At 72.0% G+C, this 20,147-nt stretch carries 20 protein-coding genes; 10 read left to right on the plus strand and 10 right to left on the minus strand.

Annotation, left to right across the window (positions count from 1 at the left end):
* Positions 1–13: 13 nt before the first annotated feature.
* The 3 genes from rpsT to EXE59_RS14005 form a co-directional block, all read right to left on the minus strand.
* Positions 14–274: a 30S ribosomal protein S20 gene (gene rpsT / locus EXE59_RS13995; RefSeq protein ID WP_129453524.1), complete on the minus strand. Its 261-nt coding sequence runs from the start codon at positions 272–274 to the stop codon at positions 14–16.
* A 152-nt stretch (positions 275–426) separates the two neighbouring features.
* Positions 427–1,380 carry a phosphotransferase gene (locus EXE59_RS14000; protein WP_135839453.1) on the minus strand — a complete coding sequence of 318 codons (954 nt, stop codon included), beginning with the start codon at positions 1,378–1,380 and terminating at the stop codon, positions 427–429.
* Positions 1,377–2,336 carry a phosphotransferase family protein gene (locus EXE59_RS14005; RefSeq protein ID WP_135839454.1) on the minus strand — a complete coding sequence of 320 codons (960 nt, stop codon included), beginning with the start codon at positions 2,334–2,336 and terminating at the stop codon, positions 1,377–1,379. The genes EXE59_RS14000 and EXE59_RS14005 overlap by 4 nt, the downstream gene beginning before the upstream one ends.
* 106 nt (positions 2,337–2,442) lie before the next feature.
* On the opposite strand from EXE59_RS14005, the gene EXE59_RS14010 reads away from it, so the two are divergent.
* Both EXE59_RS14010 and EXE59_RS14015 read left to right on the plus strand, forming a co-directional pair.
* Positions 2,443–3,240, plus strand: a complete 798-nt coding sequence (locus EXE59_RS14010) for a maleylpyruvate isomerase family mycothiol-dependent enzyme (RefSeq protein WP_135839455.1) — start codon at positions 2,443–2,445, stop codon at positions 3,238–3,240.
* Positions 3,241–3,299: 59 nt separating this feature from the next.
* Positions 3,300–3,815, plus strand: a complete 516-nt coding sequence (locus EXE59_RS14015) for an SGNH/GDSL hydrolase family protein (RefSeq protein ID WP_135839456.1) — start codon at positions 3,300–3,302, stop codon at positions 3,813–3,815.
* Positions 3,816–4,061: 246 nt separating this feature from the next.
* Here EXE59_RS14015 and EXE59_RS14020 read toward each other — a convergent pair whose 3' ends face one another.
* Positions 4,062–5,501 carry an HNH endonuclease signature motif containing protein gene (locus tag EXE59_RS14020; RefSeq protein ID WP_135839457.1) on the minus strand — a complete coding sequence of 480 codons (1,440 nt, stop codon included), beginning with the start codon at positions 5,499–5,501 and terminating at the stop codon, positions 4,062–4,064.
* A gap of 174 nt (positions 5,502–5,675) precedes the next feature.
* On the opposite strand from EXE59_RS14020, the gene EXE59_RS14025 reads away from it, so the two are divergent.
* A complete protein-coding gene (locus EXE59_RS14025) occupies positions 5,676–6,203 on the plus strand; it encodes a GNAT family N-acetyltransferase (RefSeq protein ID WP_135839458.1) in 528 nt (175 codons plus the stop codon).
* Here EXE59_RS14025 and EXE59_RS14030 read toward each other — a convergent pair.
* On the minus strand, positions 6,182–7,111 hold the full coding sequence (locus tag EXE59_RS14030; RefSeq protein WP_135839459.1) for a DMT family transporter: 930 nt from the start codon (positions 7,109–7,111) through the stop codon (positions 6,182–6,184). The two genes, EXE59_RS14025 and EXE59_RS14030, sit on opposite strands and share 22 nt — an antisense overlap.
* 92 nt (positions 7,112–7,203) lie before the next feature.
* Between EXE59_RS14030 and lepA the strand changes: the two genes are divergently transcribed.
* Together lepA and EXE59_RS14040 are read left to right on the plus strand one after the other, a co-directional pair.
* The gene (lepA, locus tag EXE59_RS14035; RefSeq protein WP_135839460.1) at positions 7,204–9,078 is read left to right on the plus strand and encodes a translation elongation factor 4; all 1,875 of its coding nucleotides are present in this window, start codon (positions 7,204–7,206) and stop codon (positions 9,076–9,078) included.
* A complete protein-coding gene (locus EXE59_RS14040; RefSeq protein WP_135839461.1) occupies positions 9,075–9,566 on the plus strand; it encodes a HutD/Ves family protein in 492 nt (163 codons plus the stop codon). Before lepA ends, EXE59_RS14040 begins: the two co-directional genes overlap by 4 nt.
* Before the next feature lie 119 nt (positions 9,567–9,685).
* Here the strand turns inward: EXE59_RS14040 and EXE59_RS14045 are convergent, their stop codons facing one another.
* Positions 9,686–10,777, minus strand: a complete 1,092-nt coding sequence (locus EXE59_RS14045) for a winged helix DNA-binding domain-containing protein (RefSeq protein ID WP_135839462.1) — start codon at positions 10,775–10,777, stop codon at positions 9,686–9,688.
* A 2-nt stretch (positions 10,778–10,779) separates the two neighbouring features.
* Complete coding sequence (locus EXE59_RS14050; RefSeq protein ID WP_135839463.1) at positions 10,780–11,244, minus strand: XdhC family protein; 465 nt, start codon at positions 11,242–11,244, stop codon at positions 10,780–10,782.
* 23 nt (positions 11,245–11,267) lie between these two features.
* Here EXE59_RS14050 and EXE59_RS14055 point away from each other — a divergent pair, with 23 nt between their 5' ends.
* From EXE59_RS14055 to hemW, 3 genes are all read left to right on the plus strand, one after another.
* Positions 11,268–12,200 carry an aminoglycoside phosphotransferase family protein gene (locus EXE59_RS14055; RefSeq protein ID WP_135839464.1) on the plus strand — a complete coding sequence of 311 codons (933 nt, stop codon included), beginning with the start codon at positions 11,268–11,270 and terminating at the stop codon, positions 12,198–12,200.
* Positions 12,201–12,375: 175 nt separating this feature from the next.
* Positions 12,376–14,217 carry an AMP-dependent synthetase/ligase gene (locus tag EXE59_RS14060; RefSeq protein WP_135839465.1) on the plus strand — a complete coding sequence of 614 codons (1,842 nt, stop codon included), beginning with the start codon at positions 12,376–12,378 and terminating at the stop codon, positions 14,215–14,217.
* 76 nt (positions 14,218–14,293) lie between these two features.
* The gene (hemW, locus tag EXE59_RS14065; RefSeq protein ID WP_135839466.1) at positions 14,294–15,511 is read left to right on the plus strand and encodes a radical SAM family heme chaperone HemW; all 1,218 of its coding nucleotides are present in this window, start codon (positions 14,294–14,296) and stop codon (positions 15,509–15,511) included.
* Between the two features lie 152 nt (positions 15,512–15,663).
* On the opposite strand, the gene EXE59_RS14070 is transcribed toward hemW, so the two are convergent.
* From EXE59_RS14070 to EXE59_RS14080, 3 genes are all read right to left on the minus strand, one after another.
* Positions 15,664–16,512, minus strand: a complete 849-nt coding sequence (locus EXE59_RS14070; RefSeq protein WP_135839467.1) for a DUF3097 domain-containing protein — start codon at positions 16,510–16,512, stop codon at positions 15,664–15,666.
* A gap of 88 nt (positions 16,513–16,600) precedes the next feature.
* Positions 16,601–16,954: a hypothetical protein gene (locus EXE59_RS14075; RefSeq protein ID WP_135839468.1), complete on the minus strand. Its 354-nt coding sequence runs from the start codon at positions 16,952–16,954 to the stop codon at positions 16,601–16,603.
* 56 nt (positions 16,955–17,010) lie between these two features.
* Entirely contained in the window at positions 17,011–17,874 is an 864-nt protein-coding gene (locus tag EXE59_RS14080) for an MBL fold metallo-hydrolase (RefSeq protein WP_135839469.1), read from the minus strand.
* Positions 17,875–17,962: 88 nt separating this feature from the next.
* Here EXE59_RS14080 and hrcA point away from each other — a divergent pair, with 88 nt between their 5' ends.
* The gene (gene hrcA, locus EXE59_RS14085; RefSeq protein ID WP_135839470.1) at positions 17,963–18,985 is read left to right on the plus strand and encodes a heat-inducible transcriptional repressor HrcA; all 1,023 of its coding nucleotides are present in this window, start codon (positions 17,963–17,965) and stop codon (positions 18,983–18,985) included.
* Complete coding sequence (dnaJ, locus tag EXE59_RS14090; RefSeq protein WP_135839471.1) at positions 18,982–20,145, plus strand: molecular chaperone DnaJ; 1,164 nt, start codon at positions 18,982–18,984, stop codon at positions 20,143–20,145. Before hrcA ends, dnaJ begins: the two co-directional genes overlap by 4 nt.
* The last annotated feature ends 2 nt before the right edge of the window (positions 20,146–20,147 follow it).

The raw sequence follows: 20,147 nt of genomic DNA on the forward strand, positions 1-20,147 counted from the left end.
GGAAGGGCGTGCGTCAGAGCGACGCGGCCTTCTTGGCGATCGACGACTTGCGGTTGGCTGCCTGGTTGGCGTGGATGACGCCCTTCGAGGCGGCCTTGTCGAGCGCCTTCATGGCGTCACGACCGGCGGCCACGGCAGCGTCCTTGTCGCCGGCGTCGGACAGCTCGCGGAACTTGCGGACAGCAGTCTTCAGGCGCGACTTCACGGCCTGGTTGCGCTGACGCGCCTTCTCGTTCTGCTTGTTGCGCTTGATCTGGGACTTGATGTTCGCCACGTGTGGATCCTTGGATGCTCGACCTGGTCTGGAATGGAAGTCTGGTGCTGTCGGCTGCCGGGCAACCCCTCCCAAGATCGGCACGGTGAGGGGCGGGCGCCGGACATGCAAGGAGAAACACTACCGGCACGCGTCGTGCGCGCCCAAATCGTTCAGCAGAGGCGGCGGCCGGTGCGCCTGCCCACCGCGTCCAGGATGCGCCGCGACTCCCGCAGACGGAAATCGTTGAGCGTGGGGAGGTTGACGTCGACGGCCACGACCGAGCGTACGGCGAGGTGGGTGCCGAACCCGGCGAGGAAGGCGGTGACGACCTCGTCGCCCGCGTCGACGAGCGCCGGGGAGCCGGCGAGCGAGTCGTCGAACCACGGGGAGTCGACGCGCTCGAGCCGGGCGAGGAGCGGGTCCGCCCACGCCGGGCCGCGAGCGGCCATCCCCCAGTCGAGGAAGACCGTCCGGCCGTCCGGCCGGCGCAGCAGGTTGTCGACGCGGATGTCCCAGTGGGCGACGTGCGAGGTCGGCTGCTCGGCGAGGTCGCGCAGCACGTCGGCCCAGTCAGGCGCCTTCCCGTGCACCCAGGCTGGTACGGGGGCCTCCGGCGGGGCCTGGGGCAGCGAGTCGAGCGTCTCGGCCCAGAGCCGGAAGCGCTGGGACAGCTCGACGAGCGGCACCGATGCCGGCACGGATCGCTGCTGCAGGACCTCCGACAGCCGGTCCACCCCGGTGAGGACGGACCGGAGCTCGGCCGGGTCGGAGAAGTCGGGGTGGCGCCCCTCGACGTCCTCGATCAGCAGGGCGACCCACCCGCCGTCGTCGTAGGACGCCAGCAGCCGCGCCCACAGGTCGTGCTCGCCGAGGTGGGCCAGCACGCCGACCTCCCGCCGGAAGAGCCCGGGGGTGTCGGGGTTGAGCTCCGCGCCCACCGCCTTGACGAAGGCGCGGGTCCCGTCGGCGCAGGTCAGGCGGGTCGCGCAGCCCGGCGACATCCCGCCGACCTGCTCGGCCGTCGCGACGACGGGCGACCCGAGGGTGGCCTCCACCCAGCCGCGGACCGCGCCGGGGATCGCGTCGTAGGCGAGGCGTACGCCGACCGCGCGGGGTGCCGTCACGACCAGCCCCGGCGCTCCGCCAGCCAGTCCCAGCACACCTCGCCCTGCCATCGCTGGTGGTCGCGGATGTGGGGCGACGTCGGCGGCACCGGCAGCTCGCACTGGGTGAAGAAGTAGCCGACGTAGAGGGCGAGGTTGATGTCGTAGGCGTCGGGGTCGACGTCGCGGAGCAGTCGGCGCTCGGCGAGCACCGCGTCGACGTCCAGGCCCTCGCCGCGCGGACCGATGAGCGCGGCGAAGGAGTCGAACCACGTCGCACCCCGCACCGGCCAGTTCCAGTCGCAGAGCAGGGCGCGGCCATCGGGGTCGAGCAGCACGTTGTCGGAGCGGACGTCGGTGTGGACCAGGGTGTCCCCGTCCACCACCTCGGCGTAGCGCCGCGCCAGCGCCTCGGCCTCGGCGAGCTGGGCGGGGTCGAGGTCCGTACGCCGCTCGCGAAGCGTGGGCCACCCCTCGAGGAGCGGGGCGAAGTCGGTGCCGGCGGTGTCGAGGTCGAGCCCCGCGGGCGGCGGCGTGAGCGCGTCGGCCACCTCTTCGAGGGCGTCGAGGACCGCGTCGAGGTCCTCGCGCACCCACGGCCGGCGGGGTGCGTGGGCAGCGACGTACTCGATGCCGAGCACCACCCAGTCGTCGTCGAGGTGCCACAGCAGCCGGGGCGCGGGGACCGACGCCGGGAGGGCGGCGAGCTTGCGCGCCTCCTCGCGGTAGGAGTCGGCGAACGTCCGCTGCGCCTTGACCGACGCGGCCTTCACGAAGTGCCGCGAGCCGTCCTCGCAGACCAGCACCGAGGCGAAGCCGGGCGTGAAACCGCCCGTCTGCGAGATGGCGGAGACGACGCGTGACCCGCACTTGCGCTCGATGTACGCCCGGAGGTTCGGCGGCAGGAAGGCCCACTCCAGCCGCCGGGCGGTCTTCCCGTGCGGGGCGGGGTAGGGCGCCAGGGGCGAGCGGGACATGGCGGCATCCTTCCCCACGGACGTGCCGGGGCTCGACCCGATATCCGGTCTGCACCGGCCTTGACTCCTCACGGTGCGGGGAGAAACGTCGTGGCATGGGCACGCCATGACCACCACCGCGACCCGCGCCGCCTCATTGCCGCAGACCTCGCCCGACACCGCTCGCGACGTCGCGACTGCTGAGTACGACGCCCTGCTCCTGGCCGTCGACGCCTTCGACGCTGCCGACTGGGCCCGTCCCACGGACTGCACCGAGTGGCGGGTGCGCGACATGGTGGCGCACCTGGCGGGCGCTGCGGAGGAGGCGTGCCGGCTGCCGGTGATGCTGCGGCACATGGGCGGGGCGGTCGTCGGTCTGGCGCGTGGTCGCGGCGAGGTGGTCGACCTGCTGTGCGCGGCGCAGATCAGGGATCGGGCGCACATGTCGGACGTCGACCTCGCCGCCGACCTGCAGCGTTGGGCGGCGGGGGCACCGGGTGGGCGGCGTCGGCAGCCGCGGCTGATGCGGCGCACGGTCCTGCCGGCCTTCGCAGGGCTGGGGCGCGGTACCCGGCTGGCCCATCTCCTGGACGTGATCTACGTGCGTGACGTCTGGCTCCACCGAGTCGACCTGCACCGCGCCACCGGACGCGAGATGCCGCTCGCCACGGGCGAGGGCGAGGTCGTCGCCCAAGTGGTGCGTGACCTCGACCTGGGCTGGTCAGGCCCGGCGCACGTCCTCGAGCTCACGGGGAGGGGCGGCGGCCGCTGGCAGGTCGGTGAGGGCACGCCCGTCTCGACGGTGACCGAGGACGCCGTCGCCCTGATGCGCCTGCTGTCGGGCCGCTCGGACGAGTGCGGCCTCACCACCACGGGTGACGCGTCGGTGGCAGACAGGCTGCGGGCCTCGCGCGTTGTCTTCTGACCGGGGGGTTGCCCCGGTCACCGGGATGAGTGACGTCCACGTCCCGGTAGCGCGATGGTGTGCGCATCGTGTTCCTGGGCGACAGCCATCTGGCGAGGGTCCGGAGGGACGTCTCCATCGTCGGCCCGGATGTCTGCAACGCGGCCGAGGGTGGCGCCTGTGCACTTGACCTCGTCCCGCAGGCGGCGACGGCGGGCGTTGAGGAGGACGACCTGGTCGTCTTCTCGGTCGGCACCAACGACGCCGCACCGAGCAAGCAGGTGCCGGTGACCGCGTACGCGCAGGCTGTGCGCCGTTGCATGTGTGCTGTGCCTGCTCGCCGATGGATCTACCTCGCTCCGCCAGGGGTCGACGAGTCTCGACTGACGGGCTCGCATCGGACCACCAACGCGGTCCTCGACGAGTACCGGGACGTCTCCGTCTGCGACGATGCGGGCGCCCGCGTCGTACGCACCGAGCGCGTCATCGGGTCACTCGGAGCCGGTGCCTTCGTCAGCGATGGCCTTCACCTGAGCGGGAGGGCCTACAAGGTGGTCCTGGCTGCGATCGCTGAAGCTGCGCAGGCAACCGCATGAGGCGTGTCACGATCCGTCATGCGATGGCTCAACGGCCAGTTGCCGCAGTCGTACGTGAAGGTTCAGTGCTCCTGGCGAGGTGCCTCACCCGACGGACCGACAGGAATGCCTCGAGGAGCTCGCGCTGCGCTGTCGGCTCGGCAGATCGGTGAACGCTTCAGATCGATGAGGCTGCCGTCGGTGTGCCCGACGCCGGCGCGTGCCTCGAGCCCCCTGCTCGTGCTGCGCAGGGGGTGTGGGGCGGGGTCATCGTCGGCGGGGTCGTGGGATGCCGGGCGGGGCTGCCACATCCGGTGGATGCGGTGGGTCGAGGTCGGTGGTGCCGGTGTGGTCGCGGCGGTAGCGGTGGCCATGGGGGGAGGTCCACTCGAACACTCCGGGCGCGACCATGGCGTAGCGCCAGGGCGAGTGGGTCTTGAATCGGTGGTGGAACCGGCACAGGCAGGCGAGGTTGCTCGTGGTGGCGGGACCGGGTTGCGGGCGGCCCTCGGCATGGGCGTCGTCGTCCCACGGGACGATGTGGTCGACGTCGCAGCGCCGGGCGGGGCGCGAGCAGAACGGGAAGACACACATGCGATCCCGCAGCTGGACCTGTTCGCGGATGTCGGCGGGGACCTTGTAGCCCTGCGCGGTGAGCTCGCTGTTGAGGTCGATGACGGGCGTGATGGTGACCTCGGTGCGGGAGTCGGCGCACCACGACCGGATCTGGTCGAGCAGGACCAAACGCCGGCCGTTCTCCATCCGCCCGGTGGGACCGAAGACGGTGGTGTCGCCGGAGAAGGATGCGTCGAAGTGGGCGTGGATCACGACCTGCCGGGCGGCGGGCAGGTCCCCGGCCTCGTTAGCGTCGGCGGTGGCGGCTTCGGCGGTGAGGCCGGCGATGTCCAGTGCGGTCTGCGTCCTGGCGAGGTCCCCGAGGGCCTTGGCCCGTCGCACGTCCAGGGACTCGGTGGAGCCGAGCGCGGCCCGGGCGGCAGCACGGTGGGCGACGGCACGGTCGAAGTCGAGGGCGTCGGCGATGTCGACCTCCGCCTCGATCCGCATGGTGCCGGCGTAGTGCACGTCGTCGGTGTCCACGGTGACGTGGCGCGGGTCGACGTGCAGGTAGCCGTCCTCCGGATCCGCGGCCGGGTCGGCGGTCGCGAGGTCGTAGCGCCTGATCGTCTCCGCGACGAGCCGGTCCAGCTGCGCGGACCCGACACGTCCGGCGACGGCCGCGACCTGCGCGTCGACGAACCCGGCCGCCTCGACCGTCAGGGGAGGGGTGGAGTGGATGGTGGTGTCCGCGACCACCCGGGCCCGCCACGCCGGCACCGCACCGGCCTGGACCTGAGCCCACAACCGCGGCAGGCGGTGACGCAGCTCGAGGGCCTGACCGATGAGCTTCTTCGCCGCCGTCGACGTGATCCCGAGGACGGTGCCGAGCTCGGCGCAACAGAACTCCGCCACCAGCGGAGCACCCTCACCCGCGATGGGCTCCTCGTGCTGCGACCCCGGCACGGTGAACGACGCCGCGGAGTGGATCGACTCCGGCGGGTGCAGGTCGGCCCAGCGGGCCGCGACATCGAGGAGGTCTGCTGCGGCCCGGTCCTCGGCGGACTTCCGGCTTCGAGCGAGCGCGAGCAGCTCGGCAGCAGAGAGGTCCTCGACCTCACCTGCTCCCGGCACGAACAGCACTTCGCTCATGTAGTCGATCGTAGACGTCGGGTACGACAGTGGCCCTCGCTGTGGACGGTTGCTGGCCCGCCATTCCGGACCGGGTTTCGAGCTTCGCGGAGCTCGGCCCGGTTTAGACCGTCCAGCGCCGTCGCTGCCCAAACCCGCGTGCGGGCCGTCGGCGCTGCACGGCACGATGGCGCCATGCCCGAGCTCGTCCTGCCAACCACGTCCGTCCACGAGTCCTTCCTGGAGGCGATGGATGAGTTCATCGCGGAGGGGGCCGAGAACAGCCAGACCGCCGCGTGGATCGAGCACAACGCCCCCGGGTGGCGGGAGCCCGAGGCGTTCGCGAGGTTCGTCGACGCGGTGAGGGCCGACGCGCTCGAGGAGACGCCGCGGCCCGCGCACCACGTCCCGTGCACGACCCTGTGGTGGGTCGACGGCGAGACGTACCTCGGCCGGCTCGCGATCCGTCACGTGCTCAACGACTTCCTCCTCGACGTGGGCGGCCACATCGGCTACGACGTACGGCCCACGCGGCGGCGCGAGGGCCACGCCACGGCGATGCTCCGGCACGCGCTGCCGTGGGCGGGCGACCTCGGCGTCGACCCCGCCCTCGTGACCTGCGACGACGACAACGTCGGGTCGGTGCGGGTGATCGAGGCCGCAGGCGGGGTGCTGGAGGACGTACGCGGGGACAAGCGGCGCTACTGGGTGCCGACGTCCTGACGGACGGGCGGCACCGGCGCCGGCACTGCCCGGCTGCGAGTCGCGGCCGCGACGCCGACCACCGCGACCACCAGCCCCACCAGCTGGAGGACCGACAGCGTCTCGTCGAGCACCACCCACGCGAGGACCGCCGTCACCGGCGGGCTCAGGAAGAACAGGCTGGCCGCCGCACCCGAGCCACCGCGCAGGACCAGCAGCGAGAGCAGCACGAGCCCGACGATCGAGTTCACGATCGCCAGGAACAGCACCGCGACCAGCGCCTGGCGGCCGTCCGTGACCGGCCAGGCACCCTCGGTGGTCCACCCCAGGACCAGCAGCGGGGGAGCGGAGACGGCGAACTGGACGGCGGCCGACCAGAGCAGGTCGGGCTGCGCGCCGATCCACCGTTGCCCGAGCGTGCCCAGGCTGAGGGTGAGCATGCTGAGGCAGCCGATGAGGACGGCGACCGGACCTCCGGCGCCACCGAGGTCTCCTCCGAGCACCAGCAGCACGCCGACGACGCCGACCACGAAGCCGACGACCTGGAGCGTCGAGACGCGCTCGCCGAGGATCGCAGCGGCCAGCAGCGCGGTCAGCACCGGGCTCAGCGCGTGGAACAGGGAGGCCAGCGTCGCGCCGAGCCCGAGGTCGAAGGCGACGTACATCAGGCCGAACTGGAGCGCGTTCATCACCAGGCCGACCACGGCCACGCGGCCCAGCGTGGCGCGGTCCATCCGGGTCGGCCGCCGCAGGGCGAGCGCCAGCCCGGCCGCCAGCACGGCGGCCAGCACGAAGCGCCAGCCGAGCACGGTGAAGGGTGCGGCAGCGTCGACGGCGGCCGGACCGGAGATGTAGCCCGAGGACCACACGAGGACGAAGGCTGCCGCCGGCACGATCGGCAGATGAGCTGCGTGCGGGGCCCGAGTCACCAGCCCACGCTAACGACCGTCGTCGGTTCGGCCCCCCGCGACCTGCGTGGAAGAATGACCCGACCCCGCCGTCGTACTCCCGAAAGCAGTCCGTGAGCCTCAAGAACGCGCCGCAGCCTGGCTCGACCGACCCGTCGATCATCCGCAACTTCTGCATCATCGCGCACATCGACCACGGCAAGTCGACCCTGGCCGACCGCATGCTGCAGCTCACCGGTGTCGTCGACGAGCGGGCGTCGCGGGCGCAGTACCTCGACCGGATGGACATCGAGCGCGAGCGCGGCATCACCATCAAGTCGCAGGCCGTGCGGATGCCGTGGACCGTCCCTGCCGGCAACGCTGAGGACGCCGAGCCGGGCACCTACGTCCTCAACATGATCGACACCCCCGGCCACGTCGACTTCACCTACGAGGTGTCCCGCAGCCTCGAGGCGTGCGAGGCGGCCGTCCTGCTGGTCGACGCGGCCCAGGGCATCGAGGCCCAGACGCTCGCCAACCTCTACCTCGCGATGGGGGCCGACCTCCACATCATCCCGGTGCTCAACAAGATCGACCTGCCCAGCGCCAACGTGGAGAAGTACGCCGCCGAGCTCGCCGGTCTGGTCGGGTGCGAGCCCGAGGAGGTGCTGCTGACCAGCGCCAAGACCGGTGTCGGTGTCGAGGCGCTCCTCAACGAGATCGTCAAGCAGACCCCGCCGCCAGTGGGTGACGCGGACGCCCCGGCGCGGGCACTGATCTTCGACTCGGTCTACGACACCTACCGCGGCGTGGTCACCTACGTCCGGGTCGTCGACGGCAAGCTCAGCCATCGCGACCGGATCAGGATGATGTCGACCAACGCGGTCCACGAGATGCTCGAGGTCGGCGTGATCAGCCCCGAGCCGGTCAAGGCCGGCGAGATCGGGGTGGGCGAGGTCGGCTACCTGATCACGGGCGTGAAGGACGTGCGCCAGTCCCGGGTGGGCGACACGGTCACCTCCCAGCACCACGGGGCGACCGAGTCGCTCGGCGGCTACAAGCACCCCAACCCGATGGTCTACGCCGGTCTCTACCCGATCGACGGCGACGACTACCCGACGCTGCGCGACGCCCTGGAGAAGCTCCAGCTCAACGACGCGGCGCTGACCTACGAGCCCGAGACCTCCGGCGCGCTCGGCTTCGGCTTCCGGTGCGGCTTCCTCGGTCTGCTCCACATGGAGATCACCCGAGACCGCCTCGAGCGCGAGTTCAACCTCGACCTGATCTCGACCGCGCCCAACGTGGTCTACGGGGTCGTGATGGACGACGGCACCGAGCACGTGGTGACCAACCCCAGCGAGTACCCCGACGGCAAGGTCGCCGAGGTCCGCGAGCCCGTCGTGAAGGCGACGATCCTGGCGCCGTCCGACTACATCGGCACGATCATGGAGCTGTGCCAGCTCAAGCGCGGCAACCTGCAGGGGATGGACTACCTCTCCGAGGACCGCGTCGAGATGCGCTACACCCTGCCGATGGGCGAGATCGTCTTCGACTTCTTCGACCAGCTGAAGTCGCGCACCAAGGGCTACGCCTCGCTCGACTACGAGCGGTCCGGCGAGCAGGCCGCCGACCTGGTCAAGGTCGACATCCTGCTGCAGGGCGAGCCGGTCGACGCGTTCAGCGCGATCGTGCACCGTGACGCGGCCTACTCCTACGGCGTGATGATGGCCGGCAAGCTCAAGGACCTGATCCCGCGCCAGCAGTTCGAGGTGCCCATCCAGGCCGCCATCGGCGCCCGGGTGATCGCCCGCGAGACCATCCGCGCGATCCGCAAGGACGTGCTCGCCAAGTGCTACGGCGGCGACATCAGCCGCAAGCGCAAGCTGCTGGAGAAGCAGAAGGCCGGCAAGAAGCGGATGAAGAACATCGGCTCCGTCGAGGTTCCGCCCGAGGCCTTCGTCGCTGCACTGTCGACCACGCAGGCTGCGGAGAAGCCCGGCAAGAAGTGACCGTCGTCCGCGCCGGCGACGTCGCGCCGCAGCCCTGGCCCAACGGCGGTGGCACGACGCGCGAGCTGCTCCGCGCAGCCGACCGATCGTGGCGGATCAGCCTGGCCGACATCGTCTCCGACGGTCCGTTCTCGGTGTTCGCCGGCCAGCACCGGCTGCTCACCGTGGTCGACGGCCCGGTGCTCTCGCTCGACGTCGACGGCGAGACGCACGTCGTGGAGCCGCAGCGGCCGTTCGCCTTCCCCGGTGACGCCGAGGTCGTCGCCTCGGTGCCCGAGGGTCCGGTGCGCGCGCTCAACGTGATCGCCGACCCCGCCGTCACGGTCCACGTCACGGTTCTGGAGCTCGGCCGTTCGTCCACCCTGCCGCTCGCGGAGGACCAGGCGGCGTACGTCGTGAAGGGCGCGGACCAGGGCAGCCTGGTCGCCGGACCCGGCGAGGTCGCGGGCCGGTGCACGGTCGCGGTCGTCACCCTCGAACGGAGCTGACCCGGGCCGACCAGGGTGGTGCACGAGGTGACCCCGGACGTCGACCACTACCTCCTGACCGAGGACCCGGGTGCGTGCCCGCACCACGATGGCGACGGTGGCCGAGGAGATCCGCGCGGCTACACCTGTTCGCGGGTGAGCGAGACCTCGCTGACGGTGACGTCGAGGGCCGCCTCCAGCGCGGCGACCGGCGCGTCGAGCTCGCTCCGGCGCGGCCGTCGGGTCCGGGCGAACCAGGTCACCTCGACCGGACGCCGCCTCGCGGTCCCGGCGGCCCGCCAGAACCCGGTGATCCGGCCGTCGACGAGCAGCGGCGGCAGCAGCATCCCGTTGGACTCGTTCCACAGCCGTCGGTGGTGCTCCGGCGTCACGAACCGGTCGCGGACCCTGGAGTCGTAGCCGCACAGCAGGGCGTCGAACTCCGGGAGCAGGCGTACGCCCGGCAGGTCCCGCGGCGGCGGTGCGTCGGCCAGGTCGAGGTACGCCCGGCCGTCGGGGCCCTCGTCCTCCACCACGTCGAGGCCGGCCAGCCCCTCCTCGACGGCCGTCAGCGGCATGCCCGACCACCATGCGACGTCCTGGCGCGAGGAGGGTCCGTGGGCGGCGAGGTGCAGGCTCACGACGTCGGCGAGCGTCGCCGGCCCCGTCCGCTCGAAGGTCGCGTAGACCGGCCTGCCCTGTCCCTCCCACCTCTCGCCCGACGCGGGCCGACGGACGAGCGCGCCGTGGGCGAAGCCGAGGTAGCGCCCCGGCCCGGCGGCGGCCGCGGCCAGCGAGCCGGGCGCGTGCCGGCCCAGCCAGTCGTCGACGTGGGCGCGCAGCTCGTCGGGCGTGCGCCACTCACGCGCGAAGTCCTCGATGGAGGACCAGAGCGTCGCGAGCTGCTCCTCGGTGATCCCCAGCATCCGCGCCCACCGCGGGTGCTGCCCGACCCGGGTGGCCTCGGCCAGCACCGTGTAGGCCCTCGGGCTCGCGGTGTGCACCGTCCCGCGGATGGTGCTGCCGCGCACGATCGCTCCGGCGGCGTACGCCTCGCTGATCTCCGCGTGGGTCGTGCCGGGGAAGCGCGCCCCGAGGCCGATGAACGCCGACCGGGCGGTCTGGGTCTGCATGTCGCCGATCGCGTCCACCCGCGCAGCCACCGTGCCCGGGTCCTCGGGGAACTGCCGGGCGAGCGACGCGGCTGCCAGGTCGTCCCAGCCGAGCGCCACGATCAGCCGCGCATCGGGCCGCCGGTGCGGCCGTAGGACTCGGCGACGATCTCCGCCACCACGGACAGGGCGATCTCGCCCGGAGCCTTGCCGCCGAGGTCGTGGCCGGCCGGCACGTGCAGGGTGGTCACGTCCACGCCTTCCGCGACGAGGTCGTCGAGCAGCCCCGCGGCTCGCCCTCGGCTTGCCATCATCGCGACGTACGCCGCGTCCGAGGCGAGTGCCGCCCGGAGCACACCGGGGGCGTCCGGGGCGTCGTGGTCGCACAGCACCACCGCGTCACCGCGTCGCGGGTCCAGGCCCGGACCGCCATCGTCAGCGGCCTCGACCACGACGGTGCGCCCGACGGTGGAGGCGATCACGGCGATGCTGCGCGCGATGGGGTTGTCGCTGAGGACCAGGATCCGTCCCTGCTCGACGGGCTCGTCGGACCACGGCTGCTGACGCTCGCCGGTGCGCGTGCTCATGGCCGCCAGCCTAGGCTCGCCGCATGCCCGTCGCCATCCCTCCGGGACTGCTGGCCCAGCGGACGCTCGGGGAGGACTGGGGTCGCTGGCTCGACCGGCTGCCCGGGCTCGCGGACGAGCTCCTGCACGCGTGGCACCTGCGTCCGACGGGCGACTCCCTGCACGGCTACTGCTCGCTGGTCGTGCCCGTGGCTGACGCCGACGGGGAGCCGGGCGCCCTCAAGATCAGCTTCGACGGCGACGAGGAGTCCCGCCACGAGGGCCTCGCGCTCCAGCACTGGGGCGGTCGCGGCGCCGTACGGCTGCTGCGGGCGGACCCCCGCCGCCGCGCGCTGCTCCTCGACTGGCTACCCGGCCCGGACCTCGGTGACGCGTGGGACGTCGAGGCGTGCGAGGCGGTCGGCGGCCTCTACGCCCGCCTCCACGTCCCCGCGATGCCCCGGCTGGCGAGCCTCGGGTCGTACGTCGAACGCTGGCTGCGCGACCTCGACGAGCTCGGCCGCGACATCCCCGTCCCGCGGAGGTACGTCGAGCAGGCGCTGTCGCTGGGGCCGGAGCTGCTGGCGTCCGCGGGGAGCGCCGTGGTGGTGCACGGCGACCTCCACTACGCCAACGTGATGGCGGACGCGGCGGGGGAGTGGGTCGCCATCGACCCCAAGCCGATGGCCGGGGACCCGCACTACGAGCCCGCGCCCCTGCTGTGGAACCGGATGGACGAGCTGAGCGGTCCCGGAGCCGTCGGCTCCCTGCGCGCCGGGCTGCGCCGGCGCTTCCACGCTGTCGTGGACGCGGCCGGCCTCGACGAGGACCGGGCGCGCGACTGGGTCGTCGTCCGCATGGTGCTGAACGCCGGCTGGACGATCCAGGACGCCCGGCGGGCGGATCGTCGCCCCAGTGCCGACGAGCGGATGTGGATCACCCGCTGCATCGCGATCATCAAGGCCGTGCAGGAGTGACGCCGGGGCGTCGGAATGGGCCGAAAGTCGGCTTCTGGGCTTCAGCACGTGAGAATTCGCCGTGTTTGCTACCGCTCGGTAAACCCCGTGATCTAGGTTACAGCCCAAGTCAGCCAGCACGCCCCCGCTGTGTGGCGCCGCCGCGTCACGCCTTCGACGAATGAGTAGGTAACAGATGCCGATCACCATCGACACGGCGTTCCTCGACACGATGCCCCCCAACGTGGCCGTCCAGTTCTTCGACCGGGTCTCCGCGACCCCCGACGCCGAGGCCTTCCGGTTCCCGCGCGGCGAGGCCTGGGAGTCGGTCACGTGGAAGCAGGCCGGCGACAAGGTCGAGGCGCTCGCCGCCGGCCTGATCGCGCTCGGTGTCGAGCCCGAGCAGCGCGTCGGCATCGCGTCCGGCACGCGCTACGAGTGGATCCTCGCCGACCTCGCGATCATGTGCGCGGCCGGTGCCACCACGACGGTCTACCCGACCACCAACGCCGAGGACACCGTCTACATCCTCGGCGACTCCGAGAGCCGCGTGGTCTTCGCCGAGGACGACGAGCAGCTCGCCAAGCTCACCGCCCACCGCTCCGAGCTGCCGCACGTCACGAAGGTCGTGACCTTCGACCCTTCGACAGGCTCAGGACGAGGGGCAGAACAAGGGGACTGGGTGATCACCCTCGACGACCTCGCCGCCCTGGGCGCCGAGAAGCTCGCCGCCGAGCCCGACGTGGTGCGTACGACGTCGCAGGCCATCCGCCCCGACCAGCTCGCCACCCTCATCTACACCTCCGGCACGACCGGGCGCCCCAAGGGCGTGCGGCTGCGGCACGCCTCCTGGGTCTACGAGGGCGAAGCCATCAAGGCCCAGGACATCCTGTCCCGGGACGACCTGGAGTTCCGCTGGCTGCCCCTCGCACACTCGTTCGGCAAGGTGCTCATGTCGGTGCAGCTGGCCATCGGCTTCCCGTGTGCCATCGACGGTCGCGTCGAGAAGATCGTGGACAACCTGGGTGTGGTCAAGCCGACCTTCATGGGTGCCGCTCCGCGCATCTTCGAGAAGGCCCACGGTCGCGTCGTGACCATGACCGCGGCCGAGGGCGGCGCCAAGGAGAAGATCTTCAAGAAGGCCTTCCAGGTCGGCCTCGAGGTCGAGCGCCTCAAGCGCGAGGGCAAGTCGGTGCCGATCGGCCTCAAGGTGCAGCACGGCCTGTTCGACAAGCTCGTCTTCAGCAAGGTCCGCGACCGCTTCGGCGGGCGGGTGCGCTTCTTCATCTCCGGCGCAGCTGCCCTCAACCGGGACATCGCCGAGTGGTTCAACGCCGCCGGCATCGTGATCCTCGAGGGCTACGGCATGACCGAGAACTCCGCCGGCGCAACGGTCAACCACCCCGACGACAACCGCATCGGGACCGTCGGTCGGGCCTTCCCGGGCGCCGAGGTGAGGATCGGCGACGGTGACGAGGTGCTGCTCCGTGGCCCCCACATCATGGACGGCTACCACAACCTCCCGGAGGAGACGGCCAAGGCGCTCGACGCCGACGGGTGGCTGCACACGGGTGACAAGGGCTCGCTCGACGCCGACGGCTTCCTCACCATCACGGGCCGGATCAAGGAGCTCTTCAAGACCTCCGGAGGCAAGTACATCGCCCCGCCGGCGATCGAGTCGAAGTTCAAGGCCATCTGCCCCTACGCCAGCCAGTTCATGGTCTTCGGCGACGAGCGCAACTACTGCGTCGCGCTCGTCACGCTCGACCCGGACGCGATGGCGGGCTGGGCCGAGGAGAACGGCATGAGTGGCGCCTCCTACACCGAGATCGTGCAGTCCGACGCGGTGCAGAAGATGGTCGGCGACTACGTCAACGAGCTCAACACCCACCTCAACCGGTGGGAGACCATCAAGAAGTGGAAGCTCCTCGACCACGACCTCACGGTCGAGTCGGGTGAGCTGACGCCGTCGATGAAGGTCAAGCGCAACGTCGTGCAGGACAACAACAAGGCGCTCATCGAGGAGATGTACGCCTGACGCGTCGTCGCAGGACGGGTGCCGGTGGATCGCCGCCGGCACCCGTTCGGCGTTTCGGGCGTGGTTGGATACCGGCGTGCCCCCCGCGCAACCCGACGGCGACGTCGCCCCCGAGGACGGCCTGCTGCCCGACGAGGCATGGGCCGAGTTCGGCTCCAGGCCGTTCGGCCTCTACGTCCACGTCCCGTTCTGCTCGGTGCGGTGCGGCTACTGCGACTTCAACACCTACACCGCCTACGAGCTCGGTGACGAGGTGGGCGCGAGCCGGTCGTTGTACGCCGAGGCGGCGATCCGCGAGATCCGGTTCGCCCGCCAGGTGCTGGGCCACCGTGACGTGCCGATCGAGACGATCTTCTTCGGCGGCGGCACGCCGACGCTGCTGAAGCCTGCCGACCTCGGCGCCATCGTCGCCAGCGCGGCGGCCGAGTTCGGGCTGGTCGACGACGTCGAGATCACCACCGAGGCCAACCCCGACAGCGTCGCGGCCTGGGACCTCGACGAGCTGCGCACCGCCGGTTTCAACCGGATCAGCTTCGGCATGCAGTCGGCGGTCGACCACGTCCTGCGCACGCTGGATCGCACCCACGACCCGATGCGGGTGCCGGCCGTGGTGGAGTGGGCCCGGCAGGCGGGGTTCGAGGACATCTCCCTCGACCTGATCTACGGCACGCCGGGGGAGTCGCTCGCCGACTGGGAGACGTCGGTGGACGCAGCCCTCGGGTGTCGCCCCGACCACGTCTCGGCCTACTCCCTCATCGTCGAGGAGGGCACCGCGATGGGACGGCAGGTCGCCCGCGGCGAGCTGCCGATGCCCGACGAGGACGACCTCGCCGACAAGTACCACCTCGTCGACGAGAAGCTCTCCGCCGCCGGGATGGGCTGGTACGAGGTGTCCAACTGGGCGACCTCGCCCGACCACTGGTGCCGCCACAACCTCCTCTACTGGACCGGCGGCCACTGGTGGGGCGTCGGGCCCGGCGCGCACTCGCACGTCGGCGGGGTGCGCTGGTGGAACGTCAAGCACCCGGCCGCCTACGCCGAGCGGCTCGCGCGCGGGGTCTCGCCCGCGCTGGCCCGCGAGGTGCTCGGCTACCACGACCAGCGGGTCGAGCGGATCATGCTCGAGATCCGGCTCGTCGAGGGGCTCCCGGTCACCGCCCTCGACGCCTCGGGGCGCTCGCACGTCGCCCGCATGGTCGCCGACGGCCTCGTCGAGCTCTCCGCCGAGCGCCTGGTCCTGACCCAGCGCGGCCGCCTGCTCGCCGACGCCGTGGTCCGCGACCTCACCGACTGAGCACTGCTTCGCTGGTCGAGGAAGGCGCTCTGGCGCCTGTCACGAGACCCGGCTGGTCCGCGGGTTTCGAGACGGGTCGGCCAGTCCTTCGCTTCGCCCAGGCCTGTCCGAGCCCTCCTCGACCTCCCGACCTCGTCAGCCCTTCGCTCCGCTCAGGGCTGGGTCGTGAAGTCGATGAGCTCCTCCACGCGGCCCAGGAGGGCGGGCTCGAGGTCGGCGAAGGACGTGACCCGGCCGAGGATGTGCTTCCAGGCGCGCGCGATGTCGGCCTGGTCGCGGTGGGGCCACCCGAGCTGCTGGCAGGTGCCGGTCTTCCAGTCGATGCCCTTCGGGACGTGCGGCCAGCGCGGGATCCCGAGGCGGTCGGGCTTGACCGCCTGCCAGACGTCGATGAACGGGTGCCCGACGACGAGCACGTGCTTGCCGACGGGGGAGCGCGCGATGCCCTGCGCGATCCGCGCCTCCTTCGACCCCGGGACCAGGTGGTCGACGAGCACGCCGACGCGGCGCTGCGGACCCGGCTTGAAGTCGCGCAGGTGGTCGGCCAGGTCGTCGACGCCGCCGAGGTACTCCACGACGACGCCCTCGATGCGCAGGTCGTCGCCCCAGACCTTCTCGACGAGCTCGGCGTCGTGGCGGCCCTCGACGAAGATCCGGCTGGCCCGGGCCACGCGGGCCCGCGCGTTGGGCACCGCGACGGAGCCCGAGGCCGTACGGGTGGGTGCGGCGGGTGCGCCGGCCCGGACGGGACGGGTGAGGACCACGGGCCTGCCCTCGAGCAGGAAGCCGGGGCCGAGGGGGAACGTACGGCGCTTCCCGCGCCGGTCCTCCAGCGTCAGGGTGTCGATGTCGCGATCGATCGCGACGACCTCGCCGCACCAGTCCGTGGTCACCTCCTCGACGACCATGCCGAGCTCGGTGGGCATCTCGGTGGCGCGACCGTTCCTGGGGACACGCCAGTCGCCGGAGAGGACGTCGGTTCCGTAGCGATCCTGAGGCACCGGTCCACGTTAGGCGGCCGACGGCTCGAGACGGTGGTGGCACGCCGTGCGGTACCCATGACCCCTCGTCGGCTCACTCCTCGTCGGCTCACTCCTCGTCGGAGGAGTCACCGGCGGGGGTGTCGCCGGCACCGTCGCCCTGGGTGGGCGCCTGGCTCGCGCCGTCGTCGTTGCCGAGGTCCTCCTGGGTGGCGTCCATCTCGAGCTCCTCGCGGCTCTTGGTCTCCTCCGCGTCCGGGTCGAGGGGCTCGGCCAGCGGGTTGTCCTCGCCGGGCTGGAGGTCCTCGGGGAGCTGGTCGTCGGAGATGCCGCCGAGGCTCGCGTCGTCGGGCGCCGCGGAGTCGCCGGAGTGGTCGGAGTCGGCGGGGCTCGTGCCGCTCCCGGCCTTGGGCGTGTCGGTCGACTCGGGGTTGTCGGTCTGGGACTCGCTGTTCTCGGTCATGTGCCAGTCCTACCCATCCGGCCCGCACCGGGCCAGCCCCGTGGGGGTGGGACGGCTCAGACCAGGGGGAGGCGCTTCTGGCTGCGCGGCAGGTGCTCGTAGCCGAGGCGTACGGCGCTCTCCAGCAGCGCCGGGTCCCACGGCCACTCGCCCTGCGCGAGCGCCTGCGACCGGGGGACGCCGCGGGAGGCCAGGTCCCGGATCGTCTCGGCGATCACGCCGAGGTCGACGCGCTGGTCCTGCACGAAGGCCTTGTCGACGACATTGCCGTGCCCGGGGACCACGACCGTGGCGTCGGTCATCAGCCCGAGCACGAGGTCGAGCGTCGTCGGCCACTCCAGGGGCCACGAGTCGCCGCCGATGAAGGGCGGGTCGGACTCCTCGACCAGGTCGCCGCCCAGCAGCACGTCCGCGTCGGGCACGCGTACGACGAGGTCGCCGGCCGTGTGCCCGCGGCCGGGGTGGATCAGCTCGACGGCGCGGTCCCCGAGGTCCAGCTGGACCGCCGAGGAGAACGTGTGGGTGGGCAGGCGCAGGGTCGTCGCGAGGATCTCCTCGCGGCGCGGGTCGTCGAGGTCCTGCTCGTAGCGGGCGAACGTGTGGCGGGCCGAGACCTCCATGTGCTCGGCCGCCCAGTCGGTGGCGTGGATCGGCACGTCGCCGAGCTGCTCGACCATGGTGGCGTTGCCGAAGTGGTGGTCCCAGTGCTCGTGGGTGTTGACCAGGCCCGTCAACGGTCCCGCGCCCAGGCGGCGTACGTCGTCGGCGACCCGGCGGGCCTCGGCGGCGGAGCCGTGCGTGTCGACCATCAGCAGGCCGTCGGAGCCGCCGACGAGCGTGATGTTGACGTGCATCCAGTCGTAGTGCGCCACCCACACCCGCGGCGCGACCTCGGTGAAGCGGGGAGTGGAGTCGGGCATGCCCGGGAGCCTACGGTTCCCTTGTAGAGTTGGCACTCCGGGCGAACGAGTGCCAACAACCGGATCCGACGTGCAGAGGAGGGGCTCGATGGTGGACGACCGCAAGCTCGACGTGCTCCGCGCGATCGTGGAGGACTACGTCGCCACCGAGGAGCCCGTCGGCTCCAAGGCGCTCGTCGAGAGGCACGGCCTCGGTGTCTCGCCGGCCACCGTCCGCAACGACATGGCGGCGCTCGAGGACGAGGGCTACATCCACCAGCCCCACACGAGTGCCGGCCGGGTCCCGACCGACAAGGGCTACCGGCTCTTCGTCGACAAGCTCGCCACCCTCAAGCCGATGAGCGTCGCCGAGCGGCGGGCGATCTCGACGCTGCTCGACGGCGCCGTCGACCTCGACGACGTGGTGCAGAAGTCGGTGCGCCTGCTGAGCCAGCTGACCCGCCAGGTCGCGATCGTCCAGTACCCGACGCTCTCGCGGTCCACGGTCCGCCACATCGAGCTCGTCCTGCTGACGTCGACCCGCGTGATGGTGATCCTGATCCTCAGCACCGGCCGGGTCGAGCAGCGCCTCGTCGAGCTCGACGAGGCGATCGTCGACACCGACCTCGCCGAGCTGCGGGTCGCGGTCAACCAGGCCTGCGCAGGCGTGCAGATCGCGGCCGCCGCGGCCGCGCTCGGCGACCTGCCCGACGCCGTACGCCCCGCGCACGCCGACTCGGCCCGCGCCATCGTGGGCGTGCTCACCGAGGCGATGTCCGACCACCGCAACGACGAGCGCGTCGCGGTCGGCGGCACCGCCAACCTCGCCCGCTACGGCGACTTCGACACCGCCGTCCGGCCGCTGCTCGAGGCGCTCGAGGAGCACGTCGTGCTGCTCAAGCTCCTCGGGGAGTCGGGCACCGACGCCCTCACCGTGCGCATCGGCCACGAGGGCCCCTACTCCGAGCTCGCGGCCACCAGCGTCGTGGCCACCGGATACGGCCCGCAGGAGTTCCACCTCGGCTCCCTCGGCGTCGTCGGCCCCACCCGCATGGACTACCCCGGATCCATGGCAGCCGTGCGCGCGGTCGCGCGCTACGTCTCCCGGATCCTCGATGAAGGAAACCAGTGACCCAGGACCCCTACGAGATCCTCGGCGTCTCGCGTGACGCCGGCGCCGACGACATCAAGAAGGCCTACCGCAAGCTCGCGCGGCAGCTCCACCCGGACGTCAACCCGGACCCGGCCACGCAGGAGCGCTTCAAGGACGTCTCCCGCGCCTACGAGGTGCTCAGCGACCCCGGCAAGCGCGCGGCGTACGACCGCGGCGGCGACGCGTTCAGCCAGGGCTTCGGTGGCGCCGGGCAGGGCTTCAGCTTCACCGACATCATGGACGCGTTCTTCGGCGGCGGGGCTCCGGGCGCCGGTCAGTCGCGCGGCCCGCGCTCGCGGGCACGTCGCGGCCAGGACGCCCTGATCCGCCTCGACGTCGAGCTCGCCGAGGCCGCCTTCGGCGTCACCCGCGACCTCAAGGTCGACACGGCGCTGCGCTGCGAGGCGTGCGAGGGCGAGGGCACCGCGCCGGGCACGAAGCCCACCGCCTGCGAGACCTGCCACGGCCAGGGCGAGGTCGCCGTCGTGCAGCGCTCGTTCCTCGGCGAGATCCGTACGCTCCGCCCGTGCGCGGCCTGCCGCGGCTACGGCTCGATCATCCCCGACCCGTGCCGCGAGTGCTCCGGCGACGGCCGGGTCCGGTCGCGTCGCACCCTGACGGTGAAGATCCCCGCCGGCGTCGACCACGGCACCCGCGTCCAGCTCACCGGCCAGGGCGAGGTCGGTCCCGGCGGCGGTGCCGCCGGTGACCTCTACGTCGAGATCCACGTCGCACCGCACCCGACCTTCACCCGCAACGGCAGCGACCTCCACACCACGATCTCGCTGCCGATGACGGCGGCCGCGCTCGGCACCCAGCTGACGCTGCCGCTGCTCGAGGCGGACCTGCCGACGTCCGAGGGCTCGGAGACGGCCACGACCTACGACCTCGAGGTCCGCCCGGGCACCCAGTCGGGCAGCGAGCAGGTGATCCGCGGCTTCGGGGTGCCCAGCCTGCGCGGCGGTCGCGGAGACCTGGTGGTCAGCATCTCCGTCGACACCCCGACCCGCCTCGACCCGCGCCAGGAGGAGCTGCTGCGCGAGCTCGCGGCGATCCGCGGCGAGGAGTCGCCCGACGGCCAGGTCGAGGCTCCGCACAAGTCGATGTTCGGACGCCTGCGCGACGCCTTCCAGGGCTGAGC

Origin of the sequence: Nocardioides eburneiflavus (assembly GCF_004785795.1) — a bacterium.
Taxonomy (GTDB): domain Bacteria; phylum Actinomycetota; class Actinomycetes; order Propionibacteriales; family Nocardioidaceae; genus Nocardioides; species Nocardioides eburneiflavus.